The following is an 11,219-nucleotide window of genomic DNA, read 5'->3' as shown; positions in this document are numbered from 1 at the left end:
GGTCTGGATCCGTCCCCAACTCGTGCGATCGCACGAGTTGACCCCCGGGTCAGCCCTGGATCCGTCCCCAACTCGTGCGATCGCACGAGTTGACCCCCGGGTCAGCCCCGGATCCGTCCCCAACTCGTGCGATCGCTCGAGTTGGTGCCAGAGCCGACTCAACCCCGCGGCAGCCGCACCGGTACGTCGTCCACCAGCGGCGCATCCTGGCGTGGCGTCATCAGCGCGTCGACCAGCGCGGTGACGACCAGCAGGATCGTGGTGCCGAGGAGCAGACCTGAGCCGGCGCCGAGGCCGGCGTCGCCCGAGCCGGGGCGGGTCACCAGCATGACCAGGGCCAGCGCCCCGATGGCGAGCATCGCGACGGGGACGCCGAACGAGCGCGACACCGACGCCGCGCCCCGCACGGCCGTGCCGACCATCGCCAGGATCAGCAGCACGCCCAGGGCCGCGGCCCCGCCGCCGTCGAGGGCGACGGCGGTCCAGAGGTTCATCGTCGAGTAGGTGTCGCCCGGCGACTCCGAGGCCCACAGCGGGGCGAAGGAGGCTGCGAAGGCAAGGACGGCCGCGCTGACGTAGAGCTGGCGGACGACGGGGTGGCGTTCGGGCATGCCCGAGGCCTACCCCGTGCCAGCGCCGCGAATCAGCCGGGCAGCGCGACGAGCAGGTAGCGCTCGTCGGTGATCGGGCCGCCCCAGTAGAGCTCGTCCTCGAGCGGCAGCACCCGTACGTCGGCGGCGAGCCCCACGACCAGCGCCTCGAGGTCGGCCGCGGCGAGGCCGGCCCCGGTGTGCCAGCGTCCCTCGACCAGCACCAGCCGGCCACCGGGCCGCAGCAGGTCGACCCAGCGGCGCAGCACGGCGGCCGGCTCCGGCAGCGCCCAGAGGACGTGGCGGCAGAGGACCACGTCGGCCGACGCGGCGTCGTACGGCGGCTCGGCGGCGTCACCGACGGTGAAGGCCACGTCGTGACCGGCGTCGGTCGCCTTGTCCCGGGCGCGCTCGACCATCGCGGGCGAGAGGTCGAGGCCGCGGACGTGGTGGCCGGCGTCGGCGAGCAGGACCGACAGCGTGCCGGTGCCGCAGCCGAGGTCGACGACGTCGCTCGGCGGCATCGGCAGGTGGGCGGCGAGGAGCTGGCGCCAGGCCTCGCGGGTGGCGGGGTCGGCAAGGCCGTGGTCGGGCTCGTCGTCGAAGGTCGCGGCCTCGGCGTCCCAGTCCGTCATCGTGCCCTCACCGGGCCACGAACACGGTCACGTGCCCGGCGTACTCGCGCGGCCACCCGTCGACAGGCGGCGACCAGGCGACGCCCTCGCGGGTGGAGTCGAGGTAGCCGAGGGCGGCGGCGCGGTCGGCGAACCAGGCGCGGGTCACCAGGTCCTGGCGGCGTACGTCGTCGAAGTGGGCGTGCAGGGCGACGTCGCCGTTCTCGCTGGAGAAGTGGGTCACCACCGGCGCTCCGCCGGCGTCGCGACGCAGGTCGGCGAGGTGCTCGTCGCCGTTGGTGACGGCGACGAAGGTGCCGCCCGGCCGCAGCACCCGGCGTACCTCGGCGAGGCCGCGGTGCAGGTCGGGCACGTGGTAGAGCATCCACAGGGCGGCGACCGCGTCGAAGGACCCGTCAGCGAACGGCAGGTCCTGGGCGTCGGCGACGCGCGCCTCGAGGCGCCAGCTCGCGGTGAGCTCGACCATCCGCGGCGACTGGTCGACCGCGACGACCCCGGCGTCGGGCAGCGCGGCGGCGACCCGGGCGGCGAACGCGCCGGTGCCGCAGCCGATCTCGAGCACCCGCTGCGGCGCGGCCGCGACGACCTCGGCCAGCGCCTCGGCCGCGGGCTCGCGTCCGTCGGCGGTCGGGTGCCACACCGAGCTGCGGGTGGTGAGCCCCTCCTCGGTGCGGTACTGCGTCTGCACCTGCCCCCGGTCGACCATCTCGTGCCGGGTGCTCACGGGTGCGTCATGCTCTCGACGTCGAGGGCCGCGTCGAGCTCGGCCTCGGTGAGGTCGCCGCGCTCGACGTAGCCCAGCGCGATGACGGTCTCGCGGATCGTGCGGCCCTCGGCGAGCGACTGCTTGGCGATCTTGGCTGCAGCCTCGTAGCCGAGCTGCTTGTTGAGCGGCGTGACGACCGACGGCGACGACTCGGCGTAGCGGCGCATCCGCTCGGTGTCGGCGGTGATCCCGTCGACGCAGCGACGGGCGAGCAGGGTGGTCGAGGTGGCCAGCAAGCGCGTCGACTCGAGCACGTTGCGGGCGATCACGGGCATCGCGACGTTGAGCTCGAAGCTGCCGCTCGCGCCGGCCATCGTGACGGCCGCGTCGTTGCCGACGACCTGGAAGCAGACCATCAGCGTCGCCTCCGGCAGCACCGGGTTGACCTTGCCCGGCATGATGCTCGAGCCCGGCTGGAGGTCGGGCAGGTGGATCTCGGCGAGCCCGGTCGTGGGGCCGGACGACATCCAGCGCAGGTCGTTGCAGATCTTGGTGAGGCCGACGGCGATGGTCCGCAGCACCCCGCTGAGCTCGACCAGCGAGTCACGGGTGCCCTGGGCCTCGAAGTGGTTGCGTGCCTCGGTGAAGTCCTGGCCGGTCGCCTCGGACAGCACCTCGATCACCCGCGCCGCGAAGCCGGGCGGGGTGTTGATGCCGGTGCCGACGGCGGTGCCGCCCAGCGGCAGCTCGCGGACGCGGGGGAGGACGGCGTGCAGCCGCTCGGCGGCGTAGGCCAGCGTGGCGGCGTAGCCGCCGAGCTCCTGGCCCAGCATCACCGGGGTCGCGTCCATCAGGTGCGTGCGCCCGGACTTGACCAGCCCGGCGAACTCCTCGGCCTTGGCCGCCAACGAGTCGTGCAGCGTCGCCAGCGCCGGGAGCAGGTCGTCGACGACGGCGAGGGTGACCGCGACGTGGATGGCCGTGGGGAAGGTGTCGTTGCTCGACTGGCTCGCGTTGACGTGGTCGTTGGGGTGCGCGTCGGTGCCGGCGCGCGCGGCCAGCGAGGCGACCACCTCGTTGGCGTTCATGTTGCTGCTCGTGCCGGAGCCGGTCTGGAAGACGTCGACGGGGAACTCGGCGTCGTGGTCGCCGGCCGCGACCTCGCGGGCGGCGGTCGCGACCGCCGCGCTGATCTCGGGGGAGACCACGCCCAGCTCACCGTTGACGACGGCCGCGGCGGCCTTGACGTGACCGAGCGCGTGCACGAGCGCCGGCTCGATCGGGGTGCCGCTGATCGGGAAGTTCTCGACCGCCCGCTGGGTCTGTGCGCGCCAGAGGGCGTCGGCCGGGACCTCGACCTCGCCCATGGAGTCGTGCTCGATCCGTGTGTTCACCGGTCCAACGTAACCAGTCGGCCCTTGACCGACACGTAACCGGTCGGTTACTAATGAGGGGTGGACCCGTTCGCCGCGCTCGCCGACCCCGTACGCCGGGAGCTGCTGCGGGCGCTCGCCGCCGGGCCGGCCCGCGTGGTCGACCTGGCCGCGGCCCACCCGATCAGCCGGCCGGCGGTCAGCAAGCACCTGCGGCTGCTCACCGAGGCGGGACTGACCACGGTCGAGGACCGGGGTCGCGAGCGGCACTACGCGCTCGACCGCGCCGGGCTCGCACCCGTGGTGGGACTGCTCGGCGAGCTGCGCCGGCCTGCGCCCGCAGCCCCCTTCGCCGAGGCCGCCCTCGCCGGCCTCGACCTCGAGGTTCGGCGTACGGTCCGCGACCAGCACGCCACCCCGTCCAGCCAGCTCAGCCAGCCCAGCCAGCCCAGCCAGGAGGAGACCGGATGACCACCCTCGGAACGCGCGTCGGCGCCGACCTCGCCTTCACCCGCACGTTCGCCGCCCCCATCGACGACGTCTGGGCCGCGTGCACCGAGCCGGCGCGGATGGAGCGCTGGATCGGCACCTGGTCCGGCGACCCGGCCTCCGGCGAGGTCGTCTTCCGGATGACGGCCGAGGGCGACGACGTGCCCGAGGAGGTCTACGACGTCCTGGTCTGCGAGCCGCCGCGGCGTTTCGTCGTGCGCAGCCGCGAGGACGCGCCGTTCTCGGAGGACGGCTCTGGTCCCCGGGTCCACTGGCAGCACACCCTCGAGCTCACCGAGGCCGACGGCACCACCACGCTCACCTTCAGCCAGGCCGTCCCCGAGGGCCCGGTCGGCGCCGACATGGTCGCCAGCGTCGGACCCGGCTGGGACTACTACCTCGACCGCCTCGTCGCCGACCTCGCGGCCCACCCCGACGAGGCCGACCTGACCGCCATCGCCTTCGAGCCCTACCTGGAGAGCTCCGACGACTACCGCGCCCTCTTCACCTGACCGCGAGTCGGCGCAGAGTTGAAGCCGATTCAGCGCGAGTCGGCGCAGAGACTGAGCAGCAACGCCGACTCGCGGTTCAGGGGGTGGTGGGAGTGGTCGCCAGGTGGGTCTCGAGCAGGTCGGCGACGGCGCGCATGCCGGCGGCGTTGGGGTGGTAGGACAGCGGGCGGCCGGGGATCGGCAGGGTGGCGCCGACGGTCCACGGGTCCTCCGACCAGGCGTGGTGGTCGCGGCTGGCGGCGCCCGCGCTGACGAGCTCGCAGCCGCTGGCGAGCGCGGCCTCGGCGGTGGCCCTCTCGAGCTGCTCGGCGACGCGGCGGCCGAGGTCGACGTAGCGCTCGCGCAGCGGGAAGGCCGACCGGCCGGCGGGCGGCAGGATGGTGGGGTAGTCGACGAAGACGACGCGGGCCCCCGGTGCCTTCTCCCGTACGGCGAGCCCGACGGCCCGCAGCGAGGCCCCCACCTCGGCCAGCGCGACCTGCCGGGCGGTCGGGTCGAGCACGTGGCGCAGCCGCGGCCCCACGACCGGCAGCCACCGCACCGGCGTCGGCAGCGTCGCGACGAGCAGCCCCGGCACGTAGGCCACGTCGTTGCCGCCGATCGTGATCGTCACCAGCGTCTCGGTCCCGTCGAGGACCTCGACCTGCGGGGGAGCGCCGTTCTGGCGGTCGGTCAGCAGGTGCGCGGTGGTCGCGCCGGAGTAGCTGACGTCGACGAGGTCGAGGTCGAGCGCCTCGGCCAGCAGGGTCGGGTAGTTGCGCGAGGAGCGCATTGCCAGCCGCGGGCTGCCCGGCGCCCGCGGGGCGATGCCGGGGCCGGCGGCCATGGAGCTGCCGAGGGCGACGTACCGGGTCACGTCACGGACCCTAGGACGCACCTGCCTAGGCTGCGGGCATGTCCCAGTGGCTGGAGGACCTCAGCACCCTGCAGGTGCTCCTGCTCGTCGTGGGGGTGCTGGTCGGCGGGTCGATCGTCGCCGCCGCGGTCGGCGCCGTGCTGGTCCGGCTGGGGATGCGGCGACCGTGGGTGGTCGACCGGGCGAGCCGGCTGACCTACCGGCTGATCGGGCTCATCAAGCGTCCGCTGACGATCGTGGTGCTTGACGAGGTCGCGGCCGTCATCCAGACCGGCCACTACACCAAGAACATCTCCGACGCGCTCCTCGAGAACCACGACGAGCTCAAGGCCCTGGTCGCCGAGAAGGTCCGCGCCGACCCCAACGCCCGGCTCGTCAAGAAGCTCCCGGGCTACGACACGATCGTGTCCGAGGTCTCCGAGACCGTGCTCCGCGTGCTGATCGACGCGCTGAGCGACCCGCGGATGGACGAGCTCGTCTCCGACCTGCTGCGCAACAACCTCGAGCAGATCAAGGTCGCCGTGCGCGAGCGGGCCCACGAGCAGGTCGGCGAGATGAAGCCGGCCGACCCGGTCCCGGCGTCGGCGCCGGTCGCGCAGGCGCAGCGCTCTCAGTAGTCGTCGACGCGCCCGAGGTAGAGCCAGTACTGCTCGTCGCGCTCCTGCAGGCGTACGTCGAGGGCGACCGCCTCCACGGCGTCGTAGACCCCGTCCATGACCGTCGCCAGCTCCGGTGCCTCGGACGCGGACCACACCACGACCGCGCCGCCGGGTCGCAGCACCGTTCGCACGGCCTCGAGGAACGGCCGGGCGTAGAGCGCCGCGTTGGCGTCGTGGACCAGGTAGCCCGGGCCGTTGTCGACGTCGAGCAGCACCAGGTCGTACGACGCCGCGCGCGCCTCCGCGACCGCGACCGCCACGTCGGCGACGACGACCTTGACCCGCGCGTCGGCGAGGAGCGCCGGCCCGTGGGGGACGGTCCCGTCGCGCATCCAGCCCACGAGGGCCTCCTCGACCTCGACCACCGCGCAGACCTCGACGCGGGTGTCGGCCAGCACCTCGTGCATCGTGTAGCCGAGCCCCAGCCCCCCGACCACGACGGCCCGCGGGGAGGCCACCGCAGCCAGGGCCGCGGTCGCCAGCGCCCGCTCGGTCGCGACCTCGACGGTGTCCATCACGAACACGCCGTTGGCGCGCAGCTCGAGTGCCGTCGGCGTCCCCTCGGGGTCGTCCGGGCCCGGCCTCCGCTCGCGCAGCACCAGCTCGCCGCGCTCGCTCTCGGCGCGGGCGATCTCGCGGTGGTCCATGCTCGCTCCTCGGGGTCGAACCTCAGGGTTCCACCCGATGCCGACCGCGCACGGACCGGCCTAGCGTGCCGGCATGGCCCTCACCCTCACCCTGACTCGGCGCTGGCGGCGGACGACGCTCGCGCTGCACGTGCTCTGCGGGGTCGGGTGGATGGGGCTCGACCTCGGCCTCTTCCTGCTGCTGCTCACCGGCTGGACCACCGACTCCGGTCCCGTGGCGGCGGCCACCTACACGGCCGCGCGGCTCGTCGTACCTCCCGTGGTGCCCGCGCTGGCGATCGGGATGCTCCTCACCGGCGTGGTCCTCGGGTGGGGGACCCGGTGGGGTCTGCTGCAGTGGTGGTGGGTCGCGGTCAAGCTGGTCATCGGCGTCGTGCTGACCGTGCTGGTGCTCGTGCTGCTGCTGCCGGGCGCGCTCGGGCTGCCGGTCGACCTCACCGGCACCGCCGACGAGGTGCGCGACGCGGTGGGTCGGGAGGGGCAGCACCTGCTGTTCCCGCCCGCGGTGTCGTTCGTGGCCCTCGGCGTGGCACTGGTGCTGTCGATCTGGAAGCCGTGGGGCCGGACGTCGTGGCGGCGCGAGTGAGAGCAGTGTTCACACGCCCGACACCGATCTCTTAGAACGGTCTCATCAACGCTCCCTACGGTCGTGGAAACATCAACTACCTGCTCGGAGGCACCGATGAAGACCCTGCTCGGCATCCATCCGTCCAGCCTGCGCCAGGACGCCGGCCTGCTGGTCCTGCGCGTCGTCCTCGGTGTCGTGATGATCGCCCACGGCTGGCAGAAGCTCGACGGCCAGGGCTTCGGCGCGACCGCCGACGGCTTCGACGCCCTGGGCATCCCGCTCCCCGACGCGGCCGCCGCCTACGCGATCGGCATCGAGCTCGTCGGGGGCGTGCTGCTCCTGCTCGGCGCGCTCACACCGCTCGTCGGGCTCCTCGTCGCGGCCGACATGGCCGGAGCGTTCTGGTACGTCCACCGCGACGCGTTCTTCGCCAACGAGGGCGGCTACGAGCTCGTGCTGGTGCTCGGCGCGATCGGCCTGGCCCTAGCCGCCACCGGCGCCGGGCGGCTGTCGCTCGACGGGCTGCTGGCCGGTCGGTCGACCACCGCGTCGCCCACCGCGAGCGACCCGCGCCCACGCTCAGCCGTTGACGCTCAGCCGTTGACGATGGCGTCCGCATGGGCCGCGACCCAGGTCATCAGGGGCGACATCGCCTCGGCCAGGTCGCGGCCCCGCGGCGTCAGCCGGTAGTCGACGCGCGGCGGCACCTCGGGGTAGGCCGTGCGCTGCACGAGGCCGTCGGCCTCGAACGTCTTGAGGGTCGAGGCCAGCATCTTCTCGCTGATGCCGTCGACCTCGCGGCGCAGCTCGCCCCAGCGCAGGGTGCCGTCGGCCAGCGCCGCCAGCACCAGCACGCCCCACTTGCTGGTCACGTGGTCGAGGACGACCCGGCTCGGGCACCCGTCGGTGAAGATGCCGTCCTGCTGGGCACGCATGACCTGGAGACTCACCGTCATGCCACCACCTTACCGAAAGGTGGGTACCTCCCGATGGGAAGCATCAACGGTGGAGCCCGGTTCGAGGTGGTGACAGACCCGCCAGCACCACCTGACAGCAAGGGATCCACCATGACCATCCTCGTCACCGCCGCCTCCGGCCACCTCGGCCGCCTCGTCCTCGACGCCCTGCTCGAGCGCGGGGTCGCCCCCGCCGACCTGCGCGCCGGCGTACGCCGTCCCGAGAGCCTGGCCGACCACGCCGAGCGCGGCGTCGACGTCGTCCACCTCGACTACTCCGACCCGACCACCGCCAAGGCCGCCACCCAGGGCGTGGACCGCGTGCTGCTCATCTCGGGCAGCGAGGTCGGCCAGCGCGTCGCCCAGCACACCGCCGTCGTCGAGGCGGCGGCCGCCAACGGCGTCGGCCACCTCGTCTACACCAGCGCCCCGAAGGCGACCACCGCCGACTTCGTGCTCGCCCCAGAGCACAAGGCGACCGAGGAGGTCATCGCGGCGTCCGGGATCCCGGCGACGATCCTGCGCAACGGCTGGTACCACGAGAACTACGCCCAGGACCTCGCCACGGCCCGTGACACCGGTGTGCTGACGAGCAGCGCCGGTGACGGCCGCGTCGCCAGTGCCGCGCGCGCCGACTACGCGGCGGCCGCTGCCGCGGTGCTCACCACCGACGGCCACGCCGGGCAGGTCTACGAGCTCGCCGGCGACGAGGCCTGGGACTTCGAGACCCTGGCCGCGACGTTCGCCGAGGTCCTCGGCCGCGACGTGAGCCTGCAGCGCGTCACGACCGACGAGCACGTCGCGCTGCTCGAGTCGTTCGGCCTCGACGCCGACACGGCCGGGTTCGTCGCCGGCATCGACACCGGCATCCGCGACGGCGTCGTCGGCGACACCGACGGCACCCTGTCGCGCCTCATCGGCCGGCCGACGACCCCGCTGGTCGACGGCCTGCGCCCCTTGGTGTGACCTGCCCCATGCCACCACGCGGGTGGTCCGGCGCGACGTCGGACCTGCGACCGTAGGGGCATGCCCAGCAACGAAGGCGGCCAGGTCTCCGAGGTCCAGAAGATGGACCCGGCGGACTCCGACACCCCGATCGACGACGCCCAGGGCGTCGCCGGCAACCCTGACGCTCCCGACGACATCAAGGAAGCCGGCCCCAACTCCAACCCCCACCGGGACGAGAACACGCACTAGTTCTCTGGGTCGATGGGGGCCTTCTCGACCCGCGTGCCCGCATTTCCTGGGCTGTGCTGCCGCCTGCTCCGGCCGGCGGGCACGACCGGGTCGGGGGGCAGCCCCCCTCGACGTGCGCCGTGTGGTGGCGTTTCCGTGTGGCCCGGGCGCCGGGCGCCAAGCCGGCCGTGTGGCCCGGGCGCGAAGCCGGCTGTGTGGCCCGGGCGCCAAGACGGCCGTGTGGCCAGGGTGGCCGCGGGCCCGGTCGTTCTTTGGCCGCAGGAGCGTGCTGACCTCGCCTACTCCGCGGAGCGCACGCGGAGGCCTGTGATCGGCACGGTCACGGTGCCGCCCGGGTCGGTGAAGAAGTCGTTGCCCTTGTTGTCGACGACGATGAAGGCGGGGAAGTCCTCGACCTCGATCTTCCAGACGGCCTCCATGCCGAGCTCGGCGTACTCGAGCACCTCCTGGCTGCGGATGCAGTCCTGGGCGAGGCGTGCGGCGGGCCCGCCGATCGAGCCGAGGTAGAACCCGCCGTGGGTGTCGCACGCCTGGGTGACGACCTTGGACCGGTTGCCCTTGGCGAGCATGACCATCGAGCCGCCGGCGGCCTGGAACGACTCGACGTAGGAGTCCATCCGTCCGGCCGTCGTCGGCCCAAAGGACCCCGAGGCCATGCCTGCGGGAGTCTTGGCCGGACCGGCGTAGTAGACGGGGTGGTTCTTGAGGTAGTCGGGCATCTCCTCGCCCGCGTCGAGCCGCTCCTGGATCTTGGCGTGGGCGATGTCGCGGGCCACGACGAGCGGGCCGGTGAGCGAGAGCCGGGTCTTGACCGGGTGGCGCGAGAGCTCGGCCAGGATGTCGGCCATGGGCTGGTTGAGGTCGATCGCGACGACCTCGCCGCCGGCGATGTCCTCCGCCACGCCCGCGTCGGGCATGTAGTGCGCCGGGTCGGTCTCGAGCTGCTCGAGGAAGACGCCCTCCGACGTGATCTTCCCCAGCGCCTGCCGGTCCGCCGAGCAGGACACCGCGATCGCCACCGGGCACGAGGCGCCGTGGCGGGGGAGACGCACGACGCGGACGTCGTGGCAGAAGTACTTGCCACCGAACTGCGCACCGATGCCGAACGACTGCGTCAGCCTGAAGACCTCCTCCTCGAGCTTGAGGTCGCGGAACCCGTGCGCCGACATCGATCCCTCGGTCGGCAGGTGGTCGAGGTAGTGCGCCGAGGCGTACTTGGCCGTCTTGAGCGCGAACTCCGCCGACGTGCCGCCGATGACGACGGCCAGGTGGTAGGGCGGGCAGGCGGCGGTCCCGAGCGAGCGGATCTTCTCGTCGAGGAAGCTCAGCATGCGCTGGGGGTTGAGGATCGCCTTGGTCTCCTGGAAGAGGAACGACTTGTTGGCCGACCCGCCGCCCTTGGCCATGAAGAGGAACTTGTACTCCGGCTTGCCGCTCGCGCCCACCGGCGTCGAGTAGAGCTCGATCTGCGCCGGCAGGTTGGTGCCGGTGTTCTTCTCCTCGTAGGTCGTCAGCGGCGCGAGCTGGGAGTAGCGCAGGTTGAGCTGGGTGTAGGCGTCGTAGACCCCGCGCGAGATCGCCTCGGCGTCGTCGACGCCGGTGAGCACGCCCTCGGACTTCTTGCCCATCACGATCGCCGTGCCGGTGTCCTGGCACATCGGCAGCACGCCCCCGGATGCGATGTTGGCGTTCTTCAGAAGGTCGTAAGCGACGAAGCGGTCGTTCGAGGTCGCCTCGGGGTCGTCCAGGATCTTGCTGAGCTGGGCGAGATGCTCGGGCCGCAAAAGATGATTGATATCGATGAACGCTTGCTCGGAGAGCAGCCGGATCGCTTCGCGATCAACCACCAGATAGTCGCGGCCGAAAGCCTGCTCGACGCGTACGCCCTGGTCCGAGATTTTCCGATATTGCGTCTCGTCCTTGCCGAGCGGGAACAATGGCGTATGCGAATACGGAGGCGGCGGGGTGATGTTGGCGGGGGCGTTCATGGCGTTCTCGATATGCTGGAAGCGTTCTAAGGGGGTTATAGCG

16 protein-coding genes are annotated in these 11,219 nt (G+C 72.5%); 8 read left to right on the top strand and 8 right to left on the bottom strand.

Annotated features, from left to right (window positions below; genetic code table 11):
* Positions 1-158: 158 nt before the first annotated feature.
* From Q7T52_RS07645 to Q7T52_RS07630, 4 genes are read right to left on the bottom strand one after another with little or no spacing between them, the layout of a single operon-like run.
* On the bottom strand, positions 159-611 hold the full coding sequence (locus tag Q7T52_RS07645; protein ID WP_304801046.1) for a hypothetical protein: 453 nt from the start codon (positions 609-611) through the stop codon (positions 159-161).
* 32 nt (positions 612-643) lie between these two features.
* Positions 644-1,225 carry a class I SAM-dependent methyltransferase gene (locus Q7T52_RS07640; RefSeq protein WP_304801044.1) on the bottom strand — a complete coding sequence of 194 codons (582 nt, stop codon included), beginning with the start codon at positions 1,223-1,225 and terminating at the stop codon, positions 644-646.
* Between the two features lie 7 nt (positions 1,226-1,232).
* Positions 1,233-1,949: a class I SAM-dependent methyltransferase gene (locus Q7T52_RS07635; protein ID WP_304801042.1), complete on the bottom strand. Its 717-nt coding sequence runs from the start codon at positions 1,947-1,949 to the stop codon at positions 1,233-1,235.
* Positions 1,946-3,298, bottom strand: coding sequence for an aspartate ammonia-lyase (locus Q7T52_RS07630; protein ID WP_304801048.1), 1,353 nt, complete (start codon positions 3,296-3,298; stop codon positions 1,946-1,948). Before Q7T52_RS07630 ends, Q7T52_RS07635 begins: the two co-directional genes overlap by 4 nt.
* Before the next feature lie 87 nt (positions 3,299-3,385).
* On the opposite strand from Q7T52_RS07630, the gene Q7T52_RS07625 reads away from it, so the two are divergent.
* Together Q7T52_RS07625 and Q7T52_RS07620 are read left to right on the top strand one after the other, a co-directional pair.
* Complete coding sequence (locus tag Q7T52_RS07625; RefSeq protein WP_304801040.1) at positions 3,386-3,775, top strand: helix-turn-helix transcriptional regulator; 390 nt, start codon at positions 3,386-3,388, stop codon at positions 3,773-3,775.
* The gene (locus Q7T52_RS07620; protein WP_304801038.1) at positions 3,772-4,305 is read left to right on the top strand and encodes an SRPBCC domain-containing protein; all 534 of its coding nucleotides are present in this window, start codon (positions 3,772-3,774) and stop codon (positions 4,303-4,305) included. The genes Q7T52_RS07625 and Q7T52_RS07620 overlap by 4 nt, the downstream gene beginning before the upstream one ends.
* Positions 4,306-4,381: 76 nt before the next feature.
* Here the strand turns inward: Q7T52_RS07620 and Q7T52_RS07615 are convergent, their stop codons facing one another.
* Complete coding sequence (locus Q7T52_RS07615) at positions 4,382-5,161, bottom strand: SGNH/GDSL hydrolase family protein (protein WP_304801036.1); 780 nt, start codon at positions 5,159-5,161, stop codon at positions 4,382-4,384.
* 38 nt (positions 5,162-5,199) lie between these two features.
* Here Q7T52_RS07615 and Q7T52_RS07610 point away from each other — a divergent pair, with 38 nt between their 5' ends.
* A complete protein-coding gene (locus Q7T52_RS07610) occupies positions 5,200-5,778 on the top strand; it encodes a hypothetical protein (protein ID WP_304801034.1) in 579 nt (192 codons plus the stop codon).
* On the opposite strand, the gene Q7T52_RS07605 is transcribed toward Q7T52_RS07610, so the two are convergent.
* Entirely contained in the window at positions 5,772-6,467 is a 696-nt protein-coding gene (locus Q7T52_RS07605; protein WP_304801032.1) for a hypothetical protein, read from the bottom strand. The genes Q7T52_RS07610 and Q7T52_RS07605 overlap by 7 nt on opposite strands.
* Positions 6,468-6,540: 73 nt before the next feature.
* On the opposite strand from Q7T52_RS07605, the gene Q7T52_RS07600 reads away from it, so the two are divergent.
* Both Q7T52_RS07600 and Q7T52_RS07595 read left to right on the top strand, forming a co-directional pair.
* Positions 6,541-7,053, top strand: coding sequence for a hypothetical protein (locus Q7T52_RS07600; protein ID WP_304801030.1), 513 nt, complete (start codon positions 6,541-6,543; stop codon positions 7,051-7,053).
* A gap of 96 nt (positions 7,054-7,149) precedes the next feature.
* Positions 7,150-7,725: a DoxX family protein gene (locus Q7T52_RS07595; protein ID WP_304801028.1), complete on the top strand. Its 576-nt coding sequence runs from the start codon at positions 7,150-7,152 to the stop codon at positions 7,723-7,725.
* Here the strand turns inward: Q7T52_RS07595 and Q7T52_RS07590 are convergent.
* A complete protein-coding gene (locus Q7T52_RS07590) occupies positions 7,629-7,991 on the bottom strand; it encodes a helix-turn-helix domain-containing protein (RefSeq protein WP_304801026.1) in 363 nt (120 codons plus the stop codon). The two genes, Q7T52_RS07595 and Q7T52_RS07590, sit on opposite strands and share 97 nt — an antisense overlap.
* Positions 7,992-8,102: 111 nt before the next feature.
* Between Q7T52_RS07590 and Q7T52_RS07585 the strand changes: the two genes are divergently transcribed.
* Both Q7T52_RS07585 and Q7T52_RS07580 read left to right on the top strand, forming a co-directional pair.
* Complete coding sequence (locus Q7T52_RS07585; protein ID WP_304801023.1) at positions 8,103-8,957, top strand: SDR family oxidoreductase; 855 nt, start codon at positions 8,103-8,105, stop codon at positions 8,955-8,957.
* 60 nt (positions 8,958-9,017) lie between these two features.
* The gene (locus Q7T52_RS07580) at positions 9,018-9,188 is read left to right on the top strand and encodes a hypothetical protein (RefSeq protein WP_304801021.1); all 171 of its coding nucleotides are present in this window, start codon (positions 9,018-9,020) and stop codon (positions 9,186-9,188) included.
* A gap of 278 nt (positions 9,189-9,466) precedes the next feature.
* On the opposite strand, the gene Q7T52_RS07575 is transcribed toward Q7T52_RS07580, so the two are convergent.
* Positions 9,467-10,972 (bottom strand): fumarate hydratase, encoded by a 1,506-nt coding sequence (locus Q7T52_RS07575; RefSeq protein WP_304801018.1) that lies wholly within the window; start codon positions 10,970-10,972, stop codon positions 9,467-9,469.
* On the opposite strand from Q7T52_RS07575, the gene Q7T52_RS07570 reads away from it, so the two are divergent.
* Entirely contained in the window at positions 10,958-11,206 is a 249-nt protein-coding gene (locus Q7T52_RS07570; RefSeq protein ID WP_304801017.1) for a hypothetical protein, read from the top strand. The genes Q7T52_RS07575 and Q7T52_RS07570 overlap by 15 nt on opposite strands.
* Positions 11,207-11,219: the final 13 nt, after the last annotated feature.

Origin of the sequence: Nocardioides sp., assembly GCF_030655615.1 — a bacterium.
GTDB lineage: Bacteria > Actinomycetota > Actinomycetes > Propionibacteriales > Nocardioidaceae > Nocardioides.
Note: the sequence above shows the minus strand (reverse complement) of the source record. Positions and strands in the feature narration are given on the sequence as shown.

Excerpts from the sequence above, each read along its gene's own strand:
- Q7T52_RS07605 (WP_304801032.1), bottom strand. The coding sequence starts at position 6,467 with ATGGACCACCGCGAGATCGCCCGCGCCGAGAGCGAGCGCGGCGAGCTG.
- Q7T52_RS07645 (WP_304801046.1), bottom strand. The coding sequence starts at position 611 with ATGCCCGAACGCCACCCCGTCGTCCGCCAGCTCTACGTCAGCGCGGCC.
- Q7T52_RS07620 (WP_304801038.1), top strand. The coding sequence starts at position 3,772 with ATGACCACCCTCGGAACGCGCGTCGGCGCCGACCTCGCCTTCACCCGC.
- Q7T52_RS07600 (WP_304801030.1), top strand. The coding sequence starts at position 6,541 with ATGGCCCTCACCCTCACCCTGACTCGGCGCTGGCGGCGGACGACGCTC.
- Q7T52_RS07590 (WP_304801026.1), bottom strand. The coding sequence starts at position 7,991 with ATGACGGTGAGTCTCCAGGTCATGCGTGCCCAGCAGGACGGCATCTTC.
- Q7T52_RS07640 (WP_304801044.1), bottom strand. The coding sequence starts at position 1,225 with ATGACGGACTGGGACGCCGAGGCCGCGACCTTCGACGACGAGCCCGAC.
- Q7T52_RS07630 (WP_304801048.1), bottom strand. The coding sequence starts at position 3,298 with ATGGGCGAGGTCGAGGTCCCGGCCGACGCCCTCTGGCGCGCACAGACC.
- Q7T52_RS07580 (WP_304801021.1), top strand. The coding sequence starts at position 9,018 with ATGCCCAGCAACGAAGGCGGCCAGGTCTCCGAGGTCCAGAAGATGGAC.
- Q7T52_RS07610 (WP_304801034.1), top strand. The coding sequence starts at position 5,200 with ATGTCCCAGTGGCTGGAGGACCTCAGCACCCTGCAGGTGCTCCTGCTC.
- Q7T52_RS07595 (WP_304801028.1), top strand. The coding sequence starts at position 7,150 with ATGAAGACCCTGCTCGGCATCCATCCGTCCAGCCTGCGCCAGGACGCC.
- Q7T52_RS07585 (WP_304801023.1), top strand. The coding sequence starts at position 8,103 with ATGACCATCCTCGTCACCGCCGCCTCCGGCCACCTCGGCCGCCTCGTC.
- Q7T52_RS07570 (WP_304801017.1), top strand. The coding sequence starts at position 10,958 with ATGCTCGGGCCGCAAAAGATGATTGATATCGATGAACGCTTGCTCGGA.